This window comes from Rhizobium sp. LARHSG275 (assembly GCF_052871115.1).
In genome coordinates this window covers 123,612-144,042 of sequence record NZ_JBIXJN010000008.1, presented here as the reverse complement: position 1 = coordinate 144,042, position 20,431 = coordinate 123,612, and the positions used below count along the sequence as shown (strand labels likewise).

Genomic DNA, 20,431 nt, shown 5'->3' with positions numbered 1-20,431 from the left:
GACCGCATCAGAACAAACCTTCGATATAACCCTGATCGTTCAGGAAAATCCGCTCCGCCGACGGTGATTTCGGCAGGCCGGGCATTGTCATGATCTCGCCGGTGATGGCGACGACGAAGCCCGCTCCCGCCGAAAGCCGCACCTCCCGCACGGTGACAATGTGGCCTTCCGGCGCGCCACGCAGGTTTGGATCGGTGGAGAAGGAATATTGCGTCTTCGCCATGCAGATCGGCAGCTTGCCGTAGCCCTGTTCCTCCCATGTCTGCAACTGGTCGCGCACCGCCTTGTCGGCCGTCACCTCGCCCGCATGGTAGATCTTCGAGGCGACGATCTCGATCTTTTCGAACAGCGAAAGATCATCGCCGTAAAGCGGCTGGAATTTCGCCTGCCCGGATTCTGCCAGTTCCACCACCTTGTGCGCCAGGTCCTCGATGCCGGCCGAACCCAGCGCCCAGTGACGGCAGAGGATCGCCTCGGCGCCAAGTCTCGAGACGAATTCCTTGACCGCCGCGATCTCGGCCTCGGTATCCGAGACGAAATGGTTGATCGCCACGACGACGGGCACGCCGAACCGGCGCACATTGGCGACGTGCCGGCCAAGATTGGCGCAGCCCTTTTTCAGCGCCACGGCATCCTCGGAGCCGAGATCTTCCTTCTTCACCCCGCCATTCATTTTCAGCGCCCGGACGGTCGCGACGATGACCGCCGCATGCGGCTTCAGCCCTGCCTTGCGGCACTTGATGTCGAAGAATTTCTCAGCCCCGAGATCGGCACCGAAGCCCGCTTCCGTCACCACATAATCGCCGAGCTTCAGCGCCGTCTTGGTCGCAGTCACCGAGTTGCAGCCATGGGCGATGTTGGCGAAGGGGCCGCCATGCACGAAGGCCGGATTGTTCTCCAGCGTCTGCACCAGGTTCGGCTGCATCGCATCTTTCAAGAGCACCGCCATGGCGCCGTCGGCCTTCAGGTCGCGCGCATGCACCGGTGTCCGGTCGAAACGATAGCCGATGATGATGTCGCCGAGCCGCCGCTCCAGATCCTTGAGATCGGTGGCAAGGCAGAGGATCGCCATCACCTCGGAGGCGACGGTGATGTCGAACCCACCCTGGCGCGGGAAGCCGTTGGCGACGCCGCCGAGCGAGGAGACCATGCTTCTGAGTGCCCGGTCGTTCATGTCCATCACCCGCCGCCAGGTGATGCGGCGGATGTCGATATTCTCTTCGTTGCCCCAGTAGATGTGATTGTCGATCATCGCCGCCAGCAGATTGTGTGCCGAGGTGATCGCATGGAAGTCGCCGGTGAAATGCAGGTTGATGTCTTCCATCGGCACGACCTGCGCGTAACCGCCGCCGGCCGCCCCGCCCTTGACGCCGAAGCAGGGGCCGAGAGAGGCCTCGCGGATGCAGACGACGGCTTTCTTGCCGATCCGGTTCAGGCCGTCGCCGAGCCCGACGGTGGTCGTCGTCTTGCCCTCGCCCGCCGGTGTCGGATTGATTGCGGTGACGAGGATCAGCTTGCCGTCCTTCTTGCCCGCTTGCGCGGCGATGAACTCGGCGCTGACCTTTGCCTTGTCGTGACCATAGGGAACGAGCTGCTCGACCGGAATGCCGAGTTTCGCCCCGATCTCGAAGATCGGCTTTTTGGCCGCGGCGCGCGCGATTTCGATATCGGATTTGATGGATGGCATGGATGTTCCCCCGTCCGACATCCGCGGGCGCGGAGCCGTTGTTTTTCTCTTGATCGAGATAGCGAAATATCGGCGGGGTGTGAATAGTGCTGCGCCTTGCGTCAGTTAAGGATTAGCGGGCGGCACGGGCGCCTTCGGAGCTTGACCAAGCGGCAGCGGGACGCGAAACGCTGAGCTGTGCCTGTTCCGCATTCCGATATCAATTTAGCGAAGCAGCAGCAGGAGCGATCCCTGCTTCAGCTTTTCTGGGGCATCGAAGACTTTGCTTGGCATCAGGTCCACACAGGCGATAGCCGGGTTCGTCACCATAAGGGATGATACCATTGATGAGGCCAAGCTCGAGCGCCTGAGAACGAGGTATGGTTTTTTGCTCGATCGATGTCACAAGCATCATCGTCTCGAATGTCGCGGAACTGACACCCATCTCATCGAAATAGGCGAAGAATTTTGGATATTCAGCCGTCGTGGGTCTGGCGAGGCCGATATCGGAGTATCCGACAAGCCGCGGCGTTCCGCTGATCAAGACCAGAGCACAGGTCGAAAGGCAGTATGCGCCGCCGGCAGAGACCTCGCCCTTGGTCGGGCCGCTTTTTGCCATGCTCGCCTTGCAACGCGGATCCAGCGTCGGGCAGTTCGGCAACCGCGTTCTGCCAATCGAGGTCTCCAGGCCAGCAGCCCGGATCATACGCCCCATCGCGAAAGCCGCATCCATGTCCCCGCCATTAGACTGAAGGACGACCGGCAGCTTTCTTTCGCCAAGCGTTTTCAAGATTGCCTTGAACTGAGCCGGTGTCTCCGGCGTGATGTCTCCTTCCGCAGAAATCCACTGTGTGCATTCGTCCTGGCAATTGCCGTCATACAGCAGCAGAAAATCCATCGGCCGATTTTCCGCCGGAGTCTCGCTGGTGATCGCCGCCGCATCCTGCGCCCGCCCCTCGGTCGCCGGACGGCGGTGACAAACAGCCTCAGCCGCCGCATCCAACGCGCAAAGCGGCATGCCGGGCCATTCGTTATACGCCAGCACGTCCGTTGCGAGACCCATTCGAAGTGCGTCTTCGGGCGGTACGACATTGATTTTGTCAGGTGTCGCACTCATCATCACACCGATGAGATCGGCGCTGACGCCCATTTCTTTCAGATAGACTGTCAGGGCAGCGGCTGCCTTCTTTCCAAGTTTGGTCGAACTGCTTTGCCCCGCTGACTTGCGCCCAACCTCCTTGCGGGAGATTTCCGTCTTCTTGCCGTTCACGATCTTGTATTCGATGCGATAGGAAACGCGCACCTTGTTATAAATGGTCGTGATCTGGTGGACGCCGATGAAAGCCCATTGCGGCGCCGCACGCACGGTCCCGCCGGCGAACACCAGTGGACAAGCGGAAAAGCAGTATGCACCATAGGAATAGGCGTCACCAAGCGAGGGCCCGTCCTTCGCGACAGCAGCATCGCAACGCATATCTTCCGCCGGGCAATCCTTCAACCGGGTGCCGCCGACCGCTGTTTCCAGTCCGGCCTTGCGGATCATTCGGCCCATTGCATAGGCCGCGTCTACTTCGCCACCCTCCGAAAGCAGGACAATAGGCAATTTCCGATCGCCGATCTTCTTCAGAATTTTTCGGAGCTGGGCCGGCGTATCGGAGGTTATGCGTCCCTCTGCCGATATCCATTCCGGACAGTCTTCCATGCAGAGGAGACTGCGCACGAGGATGAAGCGCATCGGCGGCTGCCCTGCCTGCTTCTTCTGCCCGGCAGCCTGCGAGGTTGCCGCTCCTATCGGCAAGGTTAGAAATAATAAAACAAGTAATATCAGGGAAAATAGGGACTTCACTGAAAAAGAAATCGCAGAGCGCACGATTGAATTGCCTCAATTATACATTGTAAGACGCTTAGCAATTGCATTGATCGCCAGCAAGCCGGTTTTCGACAAGTGTTGCCGCCAGGCTCTCTCCCAAGGTGATTCTCTTCCTACATCACTGCGCGAAACCCATGACGATGCGCACGGAGGAAATCAAAGATACCACAACGGTATATCCGCAAGTCGAAACTCAACTAAAGCGCGATCTGCTATCAATAATTTTACACAATGTGAGTAAATCGGCCGGCGTTAAGTCAATTGGGACTAGCATCCGGCCGGCTTTCCGTGTTTGATAGCGTTAACATTGCGGCTGGCGGGGGCGTACAAATGTCTTACATGACTACCTCTGAAAGACAGTCATTGCTTTCGGCAGAGCTTTCGACCGCTCGAACCCGCAGCCTGTTTGCGCAGGCGCTCGGCAGAGTGTCCACAGCCTTCGGATTGTCGCATGCGACGCTGATGCACGCTCCTTCCCCCGAAGATCTTCTCTTGAAACCCCTGCTGATCGAGAGCTCGCTTCCGGCCGCCTATATCAGGGATTTCGACCACGCCCACATGATGCGCGGCTGCCCTTTCGGCCTAAGGCTGAGGCAGTCCGTTGTGCCGCCGGCCTGGCATCTCAACGACGCGGTCAATGGCCAGGCCTTTCCCGCCGAACTTCGTGCCCTGATGCTGCGCCATGCCATACCGGCGGGTGTTGCCATGCCGACCATTGCAGCCAACGGCCAGCGCCTGGTCTTTTGGTTCTGCGGCGACCGCGCCGCACTCGGCCAGAGCGAGATCAATGAGCTGGCAATGATCATTCTCCATGCACTCGATGCATACAATGCAGTCAAGCGCAACGAGGAATGCGCGCATAACGCGCTATCGAACCGTGAACTAGAAGTTGTGCGCTGGACGGCCCAGGGCAAGACCTCGATCGAAATCGGCCAGATCCTGACGCTCTCGGACCATACGGTGAACGCCTATATGACGAACGCGATCAAAAAACTCGATTGCGTCAACCGCACCCAGTTGGTAGCTAAGGCAATTCGATTGAAGCTGATCAACTGAGGAATCGGAAGAGAGTCGGCACGTCGTCCCGTAATCTGCGGGAATCGCGCCTCTTCACTTCGAACAGCCCGTCATTGACAAGACAGAGAAATCCCGCGCTCACATCGGCATCACCGATGCGGAAGTTGTCCAGATGCTTGCTGCCTATCGTCTTTTCGGCTTCTGGCGCATCGGTATCGAGACAGGACATTTCTTTGCAAGCGAGGACGTCCACGCGATCTTCGACCTCCCCTACAGCGACGGCCCTATCAACCTGACAGCTAACGTCGCGTATCCACGAGGAGGACCGCAGCCTGATCTCCCAAACCTTCGAAGAGGCGAGCCTTCACGGCGTCGGCTTCCATTTCGTCTATCGCGTCGACAACCGGCTTGGCGGCCACAAGATGGTGCGCAGCGTCGGCCGCTTCCGCGACGATGAAATCGGCGGCGGCATCGTCGGCATCACCTAGAATTCGTCGGAAAACTGCGTGTCGTCGACTTGGGCGGCGCTCTAGGGTGTTATTACAGAAATGCCCACGAAGCCCCATTATCCCTTTATTCCGGCGGAGAGCATGATGGCGCGCGTGACCTGCTTCTGAAAGAGGAGGTAGAGTATGGCTACGGGAAGACCGGCCAATACCGCCGCAGCCATGTCCTTGGCAAAGCGCACGCCGAAGACGTCCTTCACCTGGGTGATGCCGACGGGAATGGTGATTGTGGCGTCCGAAGTCGCGACCAGGAACGGCCATAGGAAATTGTTCCATGCCGCGATAAAGGTCGTGATACCAAGCGCGATGATCACGCCCCAGTTCATCGGCACATAGATCTTCCATAACGTTCGCAAATGGCCCGCATTGTCGAGCATCGCCGCCTCGCGGAATTCCTTCGGGATCTGGTCGAAGAACTGTTTGAGGATGATAATGACCGATGGCACCACGAGTTGCGGCATGATGATGCCGCCCCAGCTATTGATCAGCCCGAATGAGTTCATCAGCACGAAATGGTTGATGATAAGCGCCTCCGCCGGGACCATCACCGAGGCAATCAGCGCGCCGTAGATCAGGCGGCGGCCGGGAAAGTGAATTTGGCTCAAGGCATAGGCACAGCAGACGCTGGCTGCCAGCACCACCAACGCAATGATCGTCGATGTGCCGACCGAGTTGATATACCATTGCACGATACTGGAGCGGTCGATCACGTAGAGATAGGGCTCGATCGTCGGTTCTTTAGGTAACAACCCGGATGCTGGGCTCGCCACCTCAGTGTCGGATTTGAGCGAAGTCACGATCGCCCAGTAAAGCGGGAAGAACCAGATCAGCGCCCCGAGCACGGCCAGAGCAGTCAGCGCGCGGCCGCTCCAATTGCTTGCGGCAATGCTACCGTTCGTCCGCGCCAGAGCCGCTTGTTGATCGGTTGCCAGAACGCTCATTTTTCACCTCGCGCCCGCAGGAACTGATATTGGAAAACGGAGGCAATCAGGATGATGATGAACAGAATAGTAGCGACGGCTGCACCTTCTCCGCCCTTGTTCTGTTTGAAGGCGAGGTCGTAGATGACCGTCATGACCACGGATTGCGCGTCAGCCGGCGTGTGGGCGAAATAGCCGAGCAGATACGGCTGCGAAAAGATCTTGAACTGCGCAATCAGCTGCAGCGTCAGGACCAACGCTGTCACCGGCCAGATCAGCGGCCAGGTTATCTTTGAGAACACCCGCCAGCGGCTGGCATTGTCGAGCGCCGCCGCTTCGTAGATGTCGGACGAAATGCTGCGCAAGGCGGCAAGAAACAGAAGAATGTTGAAACCGATCGTCCACCAGATCGTGACGACGGCGACGGAGGGCATGAAATAGGTCGGCGAACGCAGCACCGGCAGCGGGCGGCCGCCGGTAAACAGGCCGATGACATTCTGGATGACGCCATATTGCATGTTTGCGATCCAGGTCCAGATCTGGGTCACCACCGATACCGGCAGAATGGAAGGCAGAAAAAAGCACGCCAGGACCAACATCTGTATGCGCCCGGTCAGACGATTGACCCCCATGGCAACGAGCAGCGCCAGAGACGTGCCGGGAATGACGGTCAGAACGATGAAGTACAGCGTGTTCAGAAGCGCCTTCTGAAATTGAGGCGAATAGAGTTGGCGCGCGTAATTGTCGAGGCCGACCCACTCGCCGGGACCGATCAGCGGCGCATTGGTGAAGCTCATCGCCACCATGCGCCACGTCGGATAGGCAAAGATCACCAGAAACGCGATGACGGCCGGTGCGACCAGCAGCGCTGCAATCAGGCTGTCCTGCTTCTTGTTGCTGACTGCAGCCATCTATCACCTGCCTCGGTTATGCCGGGGACTGTTGAAGGAAAACGTCACTGAGAGTTCATATGATCGCGGAACGTCTCCAGTGTCTCCTTCAGATCGCCGTCGCCGTTCAGCGGTCCGGACGCCATGTTCTGCCAGTCGTCGTCGAACTTGGACGCAGCGCCGGTGAGCGGCGTCTTCGGCATATAGAAGGCGTTGAGCGCCATGGCGGCATAGTCCGCTTGCGGCTTGAGCGCCTTATAGGCGTCAGACGTGCTGACCGGCAAATAAGCCGGGATATGGCCGGCGCCGGCCCATTCCAGTGAGTTCACATTCATCCATCTGATGACTTCGAGAACTGCGGCACGCTTTTCCGGCGTCATGGTCACGCCGACATTGTTGGGCATGACAAACGAGTGCGAGTCCGCCCAGTTGGCAGGCGTGCCCATCCAGGCGGGAATGTTCACCATGCCGTAATCGAAGCCGCTGCCCTTGGCCACTTCGGTTTCCATGGTCGGCAGCTCCCAGTTGCCGTTCAAGAAGAAGGCGGATTGTCCGGCCAGGAAGGTCGGAGTGATGGTTTCAGGGTCGATATAGGGCTGCGCCCAGCCTTGCTTCACCCAATCGGTGACCTCGCCATAGGCCTTTTGCATCTTGTCGAAATTGTCGCCCTGCAGGAATTTGCCACCGGTGGTCAATTGACCGCCCAATTGGCCGAACAAGGTATAGATGTCGCGCAAATCGCCGCTGGACGACGCGATGACGACGCCGTTCTTGCCGGCTTCCTTGGCCTTGGCCAACAGCGCCCGCCAGCCTTCCAGCGTATCGATGCCGGTAGGCTTGCCGTCCTTGCCCAATGCTCCAAGTTCCTTCAGTACATTCTTGTTGTAGTAGAGCACCTCACCGTGCACGTCGAACGGTACGGCGTAGCGCATATTGTCGACCGTCGAGGCGGCGATTGCATTCGGCGGATAGTCGCTGTCCTTCAAACCGACAGCCTGAAGCTCGTTCGGATCGATTGGCGACACGGTCTTGGCCGAAACCGCACCGGCCAGGCGCGACAGGTGGTAGGTGGCGATGTCAGGTCCCTGGCCGACAGCAGTTGATGTCTGCAGCTTGGTGTAATAAGGGATGCCCCATTCGAGGGTGGTGCCCTTGATTTGGATCTTGTCCTTATGTTCGTCGTTGAAGCGCTGGATCAGCGCCTTCATTCGCACGCCGTCGCCTCCCGACAGAAAGTCCCACCAGACGACATTTTCGGCTGCAAATGCCGGGAAGGCAATCATGACGGCTAACGCCGCAATCGATGTTTTCAACAGGTTACGCATTCTCACTCCTCCAGAATGATCGGTTTTCCTGCCGGGACCTCCTTCGGAGGGCGGCCTTAGTGTCTCGCGCGGCAGCCTAGCCGGCCGCGTGATACCCTTTGCCCATTTCATCAAATAGCATCGCCGTCGCTCCTTCGACGGCAAACGCGATTTCGGAACCACCACGGGCCGTGGTGATTGGGGCGTCAACGCCGACGACCTGCGTCCCGTCGGCGAGTTCGGCGTGGACGAGAGAGCGGTCGCCCATCTGCTCCACTGTGACGACTTTGCCCCTCAGCGTGCCGTGCGGCGAGACCGTCAGGCTCTCCGGCCGCAAGCCAAGCGTGAGGTTGGCACCGGGCAAACTGTCGAACGGAACCGAGGTCTGCAGCCCGACGCCGCCGCCGGTTGTGACAATCGCGCCGTCCGGACCGCTCTCAATCCGTGCCGCCGGCAGGAAATTCATCGGCGGCGAGCCGACGAACTGGGCAACGTAGCGTGTGCTTGGGCGGGCATAAATATCCATGGGCGCGCCGACCTGCTCGATCCTTCCTTTGTTCAGAAGGACAATCCGGGTCGCCAGCGTCATTGCCTCGATCTGATCATGGGTTACGAAAACCATCGTGGCGCCAAGACGATCATGCAGCTGCGACAGTTCGAAACGGGTGCGTGTACGCAGGCCGGCGTCCAGGTTCGACAGGGGTTCGTCAAAGAGGAAGACTTTTGGCTCACGCACGATGGCGCGGCCAATCGCAACGCGTTGGCGCTGGCCGCCGGACAGATGCGCCGGCTTGCGGTCGAGGAGATGGTCCATCTCCAGCATCCTGGCCGCCGTCGCAATGCGGGTTGCGATCTCGGCTTTCGGCGTACCGACATTGATCAGTCCAAAGGCAAGATTTTCTCGCACGCTCATATGCGGATAGAGCGCATAGGACTGGAACACCATGGATACGTCACGCTGGCCGGGGGCAAGCTGGTCGACGCGGCGCCCGCCGATCCAGATTTCGCCGCCCGAAACCGTCTCCAGCCCGGCGATCATGCGCAGAAGGGTGGACTTGCCACAGCCGGAAGCGCCCAGGAAGACGATGAACTCGCCGCTGTCTATCCCGAGCGAGATGTCGTTGAGCACTTCCACCGCCCCAAAACTCTTGGAAACGTTGCGGATGGTCACGCCTGCATCTGTCTTGGCCACCTAAACCTCCTCCCGGTCATGTGCGGCGGTTCAATTCTACAAACGGCCTATCCCGCGGCGGCCGTCTCGATGATGCAATCGAGTAAGGTCGCCGCAACCGGATCGGCCCCAGAGGGTTCGCGCATCAGGCCGAAGGTCGTGGCCACGATACGACCTGAGCCGACCCGCCGTTCGGCAATGGTCGCGCAGGGCTTGTGAATCCAGCCCGCCATCGTGCCGGCATGGACCAGCCCGTCGAAATGGATCGGTCGGAAGCCGGTGATGACGCGGTTGGGGTTGACGCCGACAAAGGATAGGTCGGTGAGCGGGCCGCCCGGCAGACGTTCAAATACTCCGGAACGCTTCACCCAGCTGAAGCCGGTGACCCAGTTGCCCTTCCAGATGGTGCCATTGCGTTCGGTGACGCGCATCTGCGGCGTGGGCTGCCCGCGATCGCCTCCGCTCGGATAATTCCAGTTTGGCTGGTCGTTGCGCAGATTGCCAAACGACAGGGGCGCAACATCGGCCAGCGACACGTAATGGGCGCCATGCTCCATGGCATCGATATCGGCCTGGCTCAATGTCGACACAACCCGCACCTGCGCCTTGTCGGCGCTTACGACCTCATAGCCAAGGGAGGTCAGATATTGCGCGATCTCGGGCTCTGCGGACGAAACCGAAAGCACAGGTTTGGACCGGCGGGCATAGACGCTGATATCGAGGCTGTTGCGTGCCAGCTCCTTATCGCCGGCGGTCAGCGTGAACTGGATGCTGACCTGAGTGCCGGCTTTTTCTGCGGCGAAGGATAGTTCAATTGCCGGCAGGCGGCACACTGACGTTGCATCCACCGCTTCGACCGCCATCTTGCCGGCGGCTGCACCATCGACATTCCAGCTCAATTCGGCCGCTGGCAGCGCCTTGCCGCCCGTCGAGATTTCGAGCTCGATGCTGGCCGTGTCGCCTATCCAGGCCGCATAGCGCTGCATGCGCGGCACGATGACCACGTCGGTGTTAATCTCGTGGAAACGGTTGTGATAGGCGCGCGTATTGCGCTCCATGTCCATGAGGCCATTGGCTTCCCAGTGCAGATCGGTCAGCTCGGTGATGACATAGCCCTGGATCGAGGCATGGCGGCGCATTTCTTCGATCTCGAACTTGAGGGCATTGAACTGATGCCATTGCGTGTCCTCGATGAAGGAGTCGAAGGACGGAAAGACCTTGTCGAACTGAAAGGTGCGGAAGCGCTGCTCGACACCATGCGGATAGGTCGCACCTTCGCTGTCCCACTCCAGTCCGTTGCTGAACCAGAACGGCTCCTTGCCGTCCTGCAGCAGCTTGTCTGGATGCGGCAGGCCCCAGACGCCGAACTCGGAGACGACGAGCGGCTCGTCGCCGCGCCGTTTCGCATCGCCGTTCGGCGAATAGGACCAGTCGGGCCGCTTGGCGAAGGCCGAAACCCAATCGGCCCACTCGCGCGCCATTTCCGGAACCGAGGCGTAATAGTGGTAATCGTCGATGTCGGAGACGACATGGAAGTTTGGAATGCAGGCGGAATTGTCCACCACCAGCCGTGTCGGGTCCTTCTTTTTCAGCCAATGGTAGGCGTTGTCCAGCCAGCTTCGCTGATCGGCGCTTTCGACAAGACGCGTCCCCCAGTCTTCGTTGATGATGGTCCAGATCACGATAGAGGGATGGTTGCCGTCGCGGCGCAGGATCCCTTCCATCGTATCGAGCAGGCGCTGCGCCGACTTCTCGGTGAACGTCTGGACGTTGGGGATTTCCGTCCAGACCAGCAGGCCAAAGCGGTCAGCTACATCATAGTAGCGCGGATCGGGAACCTTGATATGGCAGCGCAGGAGGTTGAGGCCGAGCTCCTTCGATTTACGCGCCTGGTCTTCCAGAAATTCCAACGACGGCGGGGTGTAGATGCCCTCGGGATAGTAATCCTGATCCAGCGCGCCGCGCATATAGAATGGCTGGCCGTTCAGGAAAAACTTTCCATCTCGCGCTTCAAACGTCCGAAAGCCGAAATCCTGGACGTCGGCATCGATGACGACGTCGCCCTGACGCAGTTCGACGACAGCCCGGTAAAGCGCGGGATCATCGAGCGACCAGGCCTCCACGTTGGCGACCTTGAGCGCGACCGAGGCGTGTGCCGCGCCGCTGAGAGCAAGCTCGGCGGACGCCGCCACTGCGCCATTGCGGTCGAGAAGCCTAATGTTCAACGCACCAGTGAAGGCCGCGGCCAGCTCGACATCAACCGTCACGCCGCCGGTGGAGAGGTCGGCGCGAATGCCCTGGTGAGCGATATGCGCCTCAGAGCGGCACTCCAGCCAGACCGACTGCCAGATGCCGCCCAACATACCGTACCAGCTCTGCTTGCCGTGCGGGATTTCATCGAATGGAAAGCCTGGGAAAGCCTGTCCGTCAGAACTCGGCAGCGTGACCCGTACGTCAAGACGCATTTCACCGCCCAGCAGATCGGCGGGGATGACAAATTCAAACGGCAGATAGCCGCCTTCGTGAGAGCCAAGGCGCCTGCCATTGACCGATACTTCGGCGAAATAGTTCACCGCGCCGAAATGCATGATCACCTGACGACCTTGCCACTTCTGCGGCACGGCAAGCTTGCGCGAATAAGTTGCCACGCCCGCAGCGGCGCGTAGATTCGGAAAGTGCGCCTGCCAAGGAGCGGGCACGGCAATCGTCGCGGGCTCGTGTCCCTCCAGCCGAAAGTCCCAGGTCCCGTCAAGAGACAGGCGCGCACGCGGCCCGGAATGGGTGTCGGCGAAACGGCGGGAGGCGATGGTCATGAGCCGCAAGCTTTCCAGTTGGATGCAGTCACAAAATAAGTTACAGACAGGTTTCGTAACTTAAAAATGTAACTCCCGCAAGCCCGCCGCTTCACATTGTCCGTTAGATTTTCTAACGTGCATGCCAACTGTCCGAGAGAGAAACTGCGTGAACGACAAAATAACGAAACGACCGACAATGTCCGACATCGCTGCAAAGGTCGGCGTTTCGCACGCGACGGTTTCACTGGTGCTGAACGAGGCACCCGGCAAGCGCGTTTCCGAGAAGATGCGCAGTCATGTGCTGGCTGTGGCCGAGGAGCTTGGCTATCAGAAGACCACGCCCGTCAATGGCCCGATCGGCGGCATCATCGTGCTTTTGATCGACGATCTGATGGCTTCGCATCACGCCGCGCCGCTGATTGAAGGCGTGCGTGAGGCAGCAGAAGAACGGGGCTTGGCGGCGATCACCGTCGTTACCGGCGGACAGGTCGAATTCGCAGAGGTCATTCTCGATTATCTGGGCCGGCGTCAGATCGTCGGAGTGGTCTACGCCACCCTCATCACCCAGTTGGCGCCAGTGCTGCCCTCCAAACTTGCCAACTATCCCACCGTGCTCTTGAACTGCCATCAGCAGCGGGCCGAGTTCTCGTCGATCATTCCTGGCGATCTTGCCGGCGGTTTTGCGGCGACGGAGACACTAATCAAGGCCGGACATCGCCGCATAGCCATGATCGACGCGGGCAAGGAGCGGCTTGAAGCGTCCCGAGATCGTTTAAGCGGTTACCGCCAGGCGCTTACCACCTACGATATCGCGGTGGATCCAGAGCTGATTGTGTCCGGCGCCTGGTCGCTCGACCTCGGGCGCGAGAAAATGCTGCAGTTGCTCGACCTGCCGTCCCCGCCGACTGCGGTATTCTGTTTTTCAGACCGGGTGGCGATGGGTGCCTATGATGCAATTAGAATAAGAGGCTTGAAAATCCCCGAAGACATTTCCGTCGTCGGCTTCGATGATGACAGTCTTGCCCGAAAAATCCTGCCGCCACTCACCACGTTGAAACTGCCGCACGAGGAGATGGGCCAATGGGCGGTGGCTGAGCTTCTGGAAAAGGTGGCGCAGCCGAAGAGGACACCAGTGCGGCTGAAGATGGAATGCCAGTTAATCCTGCGCGCTTCCATCGCCCCGCCTCGTTAAGGCAAGTGGGGATTCTTCGCGACTTGATGATCTAGCGGTCGAGCACCGACCGGATCTCGACGAGGTTCGAGCGCACCCTCAGAATATAAAAGCCCATGGTGGCGAGATGGCTCGGCATGATCCAGCCGTCCTCGCGCCCGTTGGAGATGATCGCCGGCTGGATGCGGAGCGCCGCCTGGAACTGCCGCATGGTCCCGGCCCAGATCGTTCCGAGATTGCGTTCCGCCACCACCTGCGAGAAATCCGCCTGGGCGGCGGCCATGATCGCGTAGTAGCCATAGAGCTGGCCATAGGCGAACCAGAACCGGTCGTCGGCGCGTGTATCGAACCAGCCGCGATTGTGGTTTTCCGAGCGCTCGGCGAGCATGTCGGAGGTGCCGCCGAGATCGTTGGCAATGCGGTCGATAAACTGCATCAAATTGTCGGCGCGGCCGTCGAAAACAACATTGCAGAGGGCGAGATCGGTGTTGAACTTGCGCAGGCTGCCGATCGCCGAGCGGTAATAGGAAGGCGTCGGCGTCTTCGGCCCGAAGGGATTGAGCCCGAAATACCAGCTGTTTTCGTCAAACTGCAGATTGCCGCGCGCGCTCTGCAGGTCGTTGTTGATGCCCGATGTGCCGCGCACGCGTCCGAGCGTGTCGACAAGCTCCGCCGAAGTCCGCCGGACCGCCTGGTTGACGCCGCGCTGGAACGACGCCTTGTTGTCGAGGAAGGGCGTGTGATCCCAGTTGATGCCGAAGAAGCCCATCTTGTAGAGCAGCATGGAGGAGATCCATGCGTTCTGGTCGACATTGAAATCGGTCAGATCGGCCGCGACGTCGACGATCGCCGAGCGCTGGCAGGTCTTCGGCGCCGTCGCCGCCGCGCCGTCGGCCGCCGACACGTCCTGCCCGGCTGCGACCTTGCGCTCGGAAAGCCGGTACTGGTCGACGAAGGCGGGGTTGAAATTCGTCCAGACCTGCGTCTGCCAGAAGAAATAACCGTAGAGCACGACCAGCAGCGCCACGAACGCGATGACCGGCAGCCGGATCATCCAGCTCCGGCGCTGATACCAGCCGTGGGCGGCAAGAAGGGGCCAGAAAGCCCAGGCGGAAAACAGGCGGGCCCAGCGGCCGATCGTCTGGCCGATCAGCCTGAAAAAACCGGCTATCCGGTCAAGCATCGTCGTCTCCTGTCAGGCGAGGCGAACATCGGGACATTGCCGCCCCGCTGCATCCCACATATGCGCTCGATGGGCCGAGCACAACACGAGCCCTTCGATTTTTCGGAATGAAAGCATTGTGCAAGAGGCGTATTGCCCGCGCCCTGCCGGTCAGGAGCGCAGGAAAGGCAGGCGGAAGCGCAAGGACCTGCGCGCCGTATCGATCAGAGGCGCTCCCAACGTTTCCGACGGCGGTTCGGCATAGGTCGGAAACCTTCTTGTGAATTCGAGATCGGCGCGGCTCTTGCGCCGCTCCAGATCCTGGGCGACCAGCATGCCCTTCTCGAACAGCCTGATCGGCGTGGCGATATCGGGAAAGAGCTCCGGTTTGATCCTCGCCTTCATGCCCGGCCTGTCGGTATCGACCTGCGCCTGGTAGATGATCAGCCGCTCCTCGACGTCTATCAACAGCTTGCACAGCAGCACGTTGCAGGCGGCGATCCGGCCGTTCAGCGAATCGACAAAGGCCTGGAACAGGCCGATGAAGCGCTCGCGCCGCTGGCTGTCGTCTCGCATCTCGTGCTCTTCGGCGGAAATCCGCTCGGCCTCCGCCTTCAGCGCCCGCCGTTCCGCCTCCATCTGCTCCCAATGCGCCCTGTTGCCATAGACGCCGATCCGGCCCTGCGTCGTCAGCGCCTTGGCATTGAGCTCCTTCATCTTGAGGCGGGCGATATCGATGGAAACGACCAGCCGGCGCCGCTGCTCGACAATGTCGATAAGGTTGCGTTCGGCTGCCCTGTGCCGTTCGGTGAGCGAGGTGCGCTGGCCGGCGATCAGCCTGGCAAGCGCGTCCGATTTCCTCAAAAGTTCGAGCAGCCGCTCGATGACCGGCGCCTCGCGCACACGTTCGGTATACATGCGCCACATCCGCTGGCGCGACACCCAGCCGGCCATCTTCTCACGCAGCGTCAGCCCCCGGAAACTATCGAGATCGGCAGAAACCTCGGCCGTCAGCCGGTCAAGAGAAAAGACCAGCTCGGCCAGCTGGGCGTCGAGCGCCGCAGCGTCGGCGATATGGGCTTTGAAGCGGGCATTCTGTTCCAGGAAGACCTCGTCGGCCGACCGCGTTTCCTCGCCGCTGAAGGCGCCGATCGCCGCCACGCAATAGGCTCCCTCGGCCGCAATCCTCTCGGCAAAGCTGCCTGCAGCTTCGTACTGGCTATCGAATGGCGGGGGTTTGCGCACCTGATCTCTCCAGGGAATCTCCTGCTCAAGCTAGTCGCTTGCGGCGCTAAAGAAAACAGGCGGCGTCGCCGACTTCAGACCGGCTCGGCGATCCAGGCTCCGTTCATCGCGTCGTCCCAATGCCTGCGGCACAGCGAGACATATTTCTCGTTGCCGCCGACATCGATCTGGGCGCCTTCGTGCAGTACTTTTCCATCCGCGCCGAGCCGCACAACCATCGTCGCCTTGCGCCCGCAATGGCAGATCGTGCGCACCTCGCGCATTTCGTCGGCGATCGCCAGCAGTTCCTGCGAGGCCGGAAACAGCTTGCCCTGGAAATCGGTTCTCAGCCCGTAAACCATGACAGGGATACCAAGCCTGTCGACGACGCGGGCAAGCTGCCAGACATGGACAGGCGTCATGAAATGCGCCTCGTCGACGAAGACGCAGGAAATCGGCGCGCCTTCACCGCTCAGCGCCGCGACGAGCCGGAACAGATCCTCATGCGGCTCGAAGGGGATGGCGCTCGCCTCCAAGCCGATCCGCGAGCCGATGACGCCGCGGCCGGCGCGCTCGTCGAAGGCGGCGATCAGCTGCACCGTGCGCATGCCGCGCTCCTGATAATTGTAGGAGGCCTGCAGCAGCATCGTCGACTTGCCGGCGTTCATCGTCGAGTAGTTGAAATAGAGTTTTGCCATCCGATTTCTCCTTAATCGGCTTATTGAAAGCTCGGAATGGCAAAGAAAAGCCCTGAGAAAACGATAATCACAGGAATCCGGCTCGAAAACCGCCGAAAGCCCCAAAAGCGAGGCCTTGCGAAAAAATCCGCGGACGTCGCAATCGCATGGGTCGATACGGCGCAAACGCACTGAGGTCGCTTGTCAAACTCGGTTATTGATGGTTGGCTTGGGAACTCAAAGACTGGGAGTCTAAAATGAAAACAACAAGCACGTTCAAACTCGTTACCGCAACTGCCGTCGCCGCCCTCTCCGTTGCGACCGCCGCCTTCGCCGCCGATCCCGACAGCTGCTCCACCGTTCATTTCTCGGACGTCGGCTGGACGGATATCACCGCCACCACCGCCACCGCATCCGTCGTCCTGAAGAGCATCGGCTATCAGACCGACATCAAGGTTCTCTCGGTGCCGGTCACCTACACCTCGCTGAAGAACAAGGACATAGACATCTTCCTCGGCAACTGGATGCCGACACAGGAAAAGGACGTCCGGCCCTATCTCGACGACAAGTCGGTCGAATCCTTCGGCCCCAACCTCGTCGGTGCCAAGTATACGCTCGCAACCAACGCCAAGGGTGCGGAACTCGGCATCAAGGACTTCAAGGATATCGCCGCTCACAAGGACGATCTGGACGGTAAGATCTATGGCATCGAGCCTGGCAATGACGGCAACCGCCTCGTCATGGACATGATCGAAAAGAACACCTTCGGCATGAAGGATCTGGAAGTCGTCGAATCCTCCGAGCAGGGCATGCTCGCCCAGGTCGCGCGCGCCGACAAAGCGGGCAAGCCCGTTGTCTTCCTCGGCTGGGAACCCCATCCGATGAACACTAATTTCAAGCTGACCTACCTCACAGGCGGTGACGATATCTTCGGTCCGGATTTCGGCGGCGCCAAGGTCTTCACCAATGTTCGTGCCGGTTATCTCGACGAATGCCCGAATGTCGGCACGATGCTGAAGAACCTGACGTTCTCCCTCGACATGGAGAACCACATCATGGGCAAAATCCTGAACGACGGCAAAGAGCCGGAGGCCGCAGCTTCCGAATGGCTGAAGGCGAACCCCGCAGCACTCGAGCCCTGGCTTAAGGGCGTCAAGACCCGCGATGGCAAGGGCGACGCTCTCGCGGCCGCCAAGACCGGCCTCGGCCTCTGACGATACGAACGGGGCGGCTCGCCGCCCCGTTTCATTTTTATCCGATTGTTGTTTTTTGGATGGGCGCGCCCTTGAATTGGATCACCGAATTTAAGATTCCCATTGGCTCCTGGGCCAAATCCTTCGTGGACTGGCTGACCTCGAACGGCGAATGGTTCTTCAACCAGGTCGCCTTCCTGCTGTCGAGCGCCATAGACGGCCTGCTCTTCGTGCTGCAGAAGCCTCATCCGCTAATCGTCATCGCCGCCATCACCGCCATCGCCTTTTGGTTGCGCCGATCGATCGCGGTCGCGGTCTTCACCTGTCTTGGGCTGCTGCTCATCGTGAACCAGGACTATTGGAAGGAAACGACGGAGACGCTCGCCCTCGTGCTCGCTGCCACCTTCGTCTGCATGGTGATCGGCATTCCGCTCGGCATTGCCGCTGCCCGCCGCCCTTGGGTCTATGCGGCCATGCGCCCGGTGCTCGATCTCATGCAAACCATACCGACATTCGTTTATCTGATCCCGGCACTCATCTTGTTCGGCCTCGGCATGGTGCCGGGCCTGATCGCGACCGTCATCTTCGCAATCCCCGCCCCGATCCGGCTGACGCGCCTCGGGATCATCTCGACGCCGCCGTCCCTCGTCGAAGCCGCCGTCGCTTTCGGCGCGACGCCGATACAGGTGCTGCGCAAGATCGAGCTTCCCTTCGCCACGCCGCAAATCATGGCGGGTCTCACCCAGACCATCATGCTGTCGCTGTCGATGGTCGTCATCGCCGCCCTTGTCGGCGCTCCCGGGCTTGGCGTGCCTGTCGTCCGTGCGCTGAACACCGTCAATATCGCCAAGGGCTTCGAGGCGGGCTTCTGCATCGTCATCCTGGCAATCATTCTCGACCGGATGTTCCGCACGGCCGGTGAAGGAGGCGCTGCATGACCGCGGTAAACTTTAACAATGTCAGCATCATCTTCGGCGATCGGCCTGAAACAGCGCTTGCCATGGTCGATCAGGGCAAATCGCGCGACGAAATCGGCGCCGCGACCGGCTTGGTGCTCGGCGTCGCCGATGCCTCACTGACGATCGAGGAAGGTGAGATTCTGGTGCTGATGGGCCTTTCCGGCTCTGGCAAGTCGACGCTGCTGCGCGCCGTCAACGGGCTCGCTCCCGTGGTGCGCGGTGATGTTGCGGTCTCCACGACCACCGGCCCCGTCAACCCCTACAGATGCAATGCCAAGGCGCTGCGCGATTTGCGCACCCACACCGTCTCCATGGTGTTCCAGCAGTTCGCCCTTTTGCCTTGGCGCACGGTCGCCGAAAATGTCGGCTTCGGCCTCGAACTCGCCGGCATGCCGGAAGCCGAACGCAAGCTCCGCGTCGGCGAGCAGCTCGAACTGGTCAACCTGACGAAATGGGCAGGCCGCAAGGTCAACGAGCTTTCCGGCGGCATGCAGCAGCGTGTCGGCCTTGCCCGCGCCTTTGCCACCGGCGCCCCGATCCTGCTCATGGACGAGCCTTTCTCGGCGCTCGACCCATTGATCCGCACCCGCCTGCAGGACGAACTCCTGGAGTTCCAGCGGCGGCTGAAGAAGACCATTCTTTTCGTCAGCCACGATCTCGACGAGGCCTTCCGCATCGGCAATCGCATCGCCATTATGGAGAGCGGCCGTATCATTCAGTGCGGAACGCCGCACGACATCGTCAAGAATCCCGCAGACCAGTATGTCGCCGATTTCGTGCAGAACCTCAATCCGATCAACATGCTGACTGCGGCCGACGTGATGCAGCCAGGCCTCGGCCAGACTGCCGCCGGCATGAGTGTCAGCGCTACAGCCCGTGCCGCGACGCCGCTGATCGATGTCCTCGACGCCCTGGCCCGCCAACCCGGCAGTATCGGCATCGTCGAGAACGGCGCGATTGTCGGTACCATCTCCGCCCAAGATATTGTCGCCGGCCTCACCCGCCATCGCCGCAAGCAGGAAGCTTGATGTTTTCAATCCGCTTTGCCACAAAGCGGATATGAAAGATCCGGCCTCACCCTTACGCGAAACCGACGACGATGCCCGCAAGCTCGCCCGCGTGCTTCTGCGCTCCGCCCGGCACGCGGCGATTGCCGTTCTCGACCCCGAGACCGGCTTTCCCTTTGCCAGTCGCGTGCTGGTCGCCACCGATATCGACGGCGCCCCCGTCATCCTCGTTTCGAAGCTATCGGCCCATACGAGGGCGCTTGCCAGAGACCCGCGCGCCTCGCTCCTGACCGGCGAGCCTGGCAAGGGCGATCCCCTCGCCTTTCCGCGTCTGACGACCCAGTGCCTGGCAGAACCCGTCGAGCGCAGCAGTGCATTCTACGAGCGTATCCGCACGCGTTTTCTCGCTCGCCACACCAAAGCGAAGCTTTATATCGACTTTCCTGATTTCCTGTTCTTCCGTCTTAAGCCGGAACAGGCCAGCCTCAATGGCGGCTTCGGCCGCGCCTACCAGCTCGATGGAAACGATCTCATAATCCAGTCGGCCGCGAATGAGGCAATCGCCAACGACGCGGCAGAGACAGTGCGAGATTTAGTAGAACGCCATCCCGATGTCGCCGAAGCCCTCGCTATCAGGCTGAAGGCGCCGGAATCGGGTCGTTGGCGCATTTGTGGTATCGATTCCTCAGGTTTCGACATGATTTCCGGCGACTTGCTGCTGCGATACGAGTTCGAAACCCTCGCTGTGGATGCCGATCACATTTGTTCAAACATGACTAAAATAGCATACTCGATACCTTAAATTTAGGTATATACAATCTTCGAGCCCAGTTGCTAGTTTTTAGCGTCAGTCAAAATCCCGGCTGACGGCCTGTGCCAGCACGAATGATGTACGTTTC

17 protein-coding genes and 1 pseudogene are annotated in these 20,431 nt (G+C 60.1%); 8 read left to right on the top strand and 10 right to left on the bottom strand.

The features are described from left to right. Positions 1–7 precede the first annotated feature (7 nt). Both ACIPSK_RS12785 and ACIPSK_RS12780 read right to left on the bottom strand, forming a co-directional pair. Complete coding sequence (locus tag ACIPSK_RS12785; RefSeq protein ID WP_162116499.1) at positions 8–1,687, bottom strand: formate--tetrahydrofolate ligase; 1,680 nt, start codon at positions 1,685–1,687, stop codon at positions 8–10. A 199-nt stretch (positions 1,688–1,886) separates the two neighbouring features. Beyond that, entirely contained in the window at positions 1,887–3,401 is a 1,515-nt protein-coding gene (locus ACIPSK_RS12780) for a hypothetical protein (RefSeq protein WP_246709694.1), read from the bottom strand. On the opposite strand from ACIPSK_RS12780, the gene ACIPSK_RS12775 reads away from it, so the two are divergent. The 3 genes and pseudogenes from ACIPSK_RS12775 to ACIPSK_RS12765 form a co-directional block, all read left to right on the top strand. Then, positions 3,391–3,777: a hypothetical protein gene (locus ACIPSK_RS12775; RefSeq protein ID WP_168724739.1), complete on the top strand. Its 387-nt coding sequence runs from the start codon at positions 3,391–3,393 to the stop codon at positions 3,775–3,777. The genes ACIPSK_RS12780 and ACIPSK_RS12775 overlap by 11 nt on opposite strands. A gap of 89 nt (positions 3,778–3,866) precedes the next feature. After that, a complete protein-coding gene (locus ACIPSK_RS12770; protein ID WP_017965378.1) occupies positions 3,867–4,592 on the top strand; it encodes a helix-turn-helix transcriptional regulator in 726 nt (241 codons plus the stop codon). A 43-nt stretch (positions 4,593–4,635) separates the two neighbouring features. Continuing rightward, positions 4,636–5,067 (top strand): annotated as a pseudogene (locus ACIPSK_RS12765) (diguanylate cyclase); the annotation flags it as partial. A 51-nt stretch (positions 5,068–5,118) separates the two neighbouring features. Here the strand turns inward: ACIPSK_RS12765 and ACIPSK_RS12760 are convergent. The 5 genes from ACIPSK_RS12760 to ACIPSK_RS12740 form a co-directional block, all read right to left on the bottom strand. Next, entirely contained in the window at positions 5,119–5,901 is a 783-nt protein-coding gene (locus ACIPSK_RS12760; RefSeq protein ID WP_050561851.1) for a carbohydrate ABC transporter permease, read from the bottom strand. A 95-nt stretch (positions 5,902–5,996) separates the two neighbouring features. Continuing rightward, positions 5,997–6,890, bottom strand: coding sequence for a carbohydrate ABC transporter permease (locus ACIPSK_RS12755; RefSeq protein WP_162116497.1), 894 nt, complete (start codon positions 6,888–6,890; stop codon positions 5,997–5,999). 44 nt (positions 6,891–6,934) lie between these two features. Then, positions 6,935–8,194, bottom strand: coding sequence for a hypothetical protein (locus ACIPSK_RS12750; protein WP_162116496.1), 1,260 nt, complete (start codon positions 8,192–8,194; stop codon positions 6,935–6,937). Between the two features lie 76 nt (positions 8,195–8,270). Continuing rightward, positions 8,271–9,365 (bottom strand): ABC transporter ATP-binding protein, encoded by a 1,095-nt coding sequence (locus ACIPSK_RS12745; RefSeq protein ID WP_446532937.1) that lies wholly within the window; start codon positions 9,363–9,365, stop codon positions 8,271–8,273. A gap of 47 nt (positions 9,366–9,412) precedes the next feature. Then, positions 9,413–12,157 (bottom strand): glycoside hydrolase family 2 protein, encoded by a 2,745-nt coding sequence (locus tag ACIPSK_RS12740; protein ID WP_162116494.1) that lies wholly within the window; start codon positions 12,155–12,157, stop codon positions 9,413–9,415. A 178-nt stretch (positions 12,158–12,335) separates the two neighbouring features. On the opposite strand from ACIPSK_RS12740, the gene ACIPSK_RS12735 reads away from it, so the two are divergent. Next, positions 12,336–13,331 (top strand): LacI family DNA-binding transcriptional regulator, encoded by a 996-nt coding sequence (locus ACIPSK_RS12735; protein ID WP_162116493.1) that lies wholly within the window; start codon positions 12,336–12,338, stop codon positions 13,329–13,331. 31 nt (positions 13,332–13,362) lie between these two features. Here ACIPSK_RS12735 and ACIPSK_RS12730 read toward each other — a convergent pair whose 3' ends face one another. From ACIPSK_RS12730 to ACIPSK_RS12720, 3 genes are all read right to left on the bottom strand, one after another. Further along, the gene (locus tag ACIPSK_RS12730; protein WP_162116492.1) at positions 13,363–14,493 is read right to left on the bottom strand and encodes a DUF2333 family protein; all 1,131 of its coding nucleotides are present in this window, start codon (positions 14,491–14,493) and stop codon (positions 13,363–13,365) included. Positions 14,494–14,643: 150 nt separating this feature from the next. Next, on the bottom strand, positions 14,644–15,717 hold the full coding sequence (locus ACIPSK_RS12725; protein ID WP_162116491.1) for a hypothetical protein: 1,074 nt from the start codon (positions 15,715–15,717) through the stop codon (positions 14,644–14,646). Between the two features lie 74 nt (positions 15,718–15,791). Then, complete coding sequence (locus ACIPSK_RS12720) at positions 15,792–16,394, bottom strand: thymidine kinase (RefSeq protein WP_162116490.1); 603 nt, start codon at positions 16,392–16,394, stop codon at positions 15,792–15,794. Between the two features lie 236 nt (positions 16,395–16,630). On the opposite strand from ACIPSK_RS12720, the gene ACIPSK_RS12715 reads away from it, so the two are divergent. The 4 genes from ACIPSK_RS12715 (at position 16,631) to ACIPSK_RS12700 (ending at position 20,334) form a co-directional block, all read left to right on the top strand. Then, positions 16,631–17,587: a choline ABC transporter substrate-binding protein gene (locus ACIPSK_RS12715; RefSeq protein ID WP_162116489.1), complete on the top strand. Its 957-nt coding sequence runs from the start codon at positions 16,631–16,633 to the stop codon at positions 17,585–17,587. 71 nt (positions 17,588–17,658) lie between these two features. Then, positions 17,659–18,504, top strand: a complete 846-nt coding sequence (gene choW / locus ACIPSK_RS12710; RefSeq protein WP_064247862.1) for a choline ABC transporter permease subunit — start codon at positions 17,659–17,661, stop codon at positions 18,502–18,504. Beyond that, positions 18,501–19,553, top strand: a complete 1,053-nt coding sequence (gene choV, locus ACIPSK_RS12705) for a choline ABC transporter ATP-binding protein (protein ID WP_017965389.1) — start codon at positions 18,501–18,503, stop codon at positions 19,551–19,553. The genes choW and choV overlap by 4 nt, the downstream gene beginning before the upstream one ends. Positions 19,554–19,584: 31 nt before the next feature. Further along, positions 19,585–20,334, top strand: a complete 750-nt coding sequence (locus ACIPSK_RS12700) for a HugZ family pyridoxamine 5'-phosphate oxidase (protein ID WP_026154262.1) — start codon at positions 19,585–19,587, stop codon at positions 20,332–20,334. Positions 20,335–20,431: the final 97 nt, after the last annotated feature.

What these genes read in the sequence shown, in the direction of transcription:
- ACIPSK_RS12785 (WP_162116499.1), bottom strand. Translation starts at nt 1,687, where the DNA reads ATGCCATCCATCAAATCCGATATCGAAATCGCGCGCGCCGCGGCCAAA.
- ACIPSK_RS12770 (WP_017965378.1), top strand. Translation starts at nt 3,867, where the DNA reads ATGTCTTACATGACTACCTCTGAAAGACAGTCATTGCTTTCGGCAGAG.
- ACIPSK_RS12735 (WP_162116493.1), top strand. Translation starts at nt 12,336, where the DNA reads ATGTCCGACATCGCTGCAAAGGTCGGCGTTTCGCACGCGACGGTTTCA.
- choV (WP_017965389.1), top strand. Translation starts at nt 18,501, where the DNA reads ATGACCGCGGTAAACTTTAACAATGTCAGCATCATCTTCGGCGATCGG.
- ACIPSK_RS12740 (WP_162116494.1), bottom strand. Translation starts at nt 12,157, where the DNA reads ATGACCATCGCCTCCCGCCGTTTCGCCGACACCCATTCCGGGCCGCGT.
- ACIPSK_RS12715 (WP_162116489.1), top strand. Translation starts at nt 16,631, where the DNA reads ATGAAAACAACAAGCACGTTCAAACTCGTTACCGCAACTGCCGTCGCC.
- ACIPSK_RS12755 (WP_162116497.1), bottom strand. Translation starts at nt 6,890, where the DNA reads ATGGCTGCAGTCAGCAACAAGAAGCAGGACAGCCTGATTGCAGCGCTG.
- ACIPSK_RS12775 (WP_168724739.1), top strand. Translation starts at nt 3,391, where the DNA reads ATGAAGCGCATCGGCGGCTGCCCTGCCTGCTTCTTCTGCCCGGCAGCC.
- ACIPSK_RS12700 (WP_026154262.1), top strand. Translation starts at nt 19,585, where the DNA reads ATGAAAGATCCGGCCTCACCCTTACGCGAAACCGACGACGATGCCCGC.
- ACIPSK_RS12780 (WP_246709694.1), bottom strand. Translation starts at nt 3,401, where the DNA reads ATGCGCTTCATCCTCGTGCGCAGTCTCCTCTGCATGGAAGACTGTCCG.
- ACIPSK_RS12720 (WP_162116490.1), bottom strand. Translation starts at nt 16,394, where the DNA reads ATGGCAAAACTCTATTTCAACTACTCGACGATGAACGCCGGCAAGTCG.
- ACIPSK_RS12750 (WP_162116496.1), bottom strand. Translation starts at nt 8,194, where the DNA reads ATGCGTAACCTGTTGAAAACATCGATTGCGGCGTTAGCCGTCATGATT.
- ACIPSK_RS12730 (WP_162116492.1), bottom strand. Translation starts at nt 14,493, where the DNA reads ATGCTTGACCGGATAGCCGGTTTTTTCAGGCTGATCGGCCAGACGATC.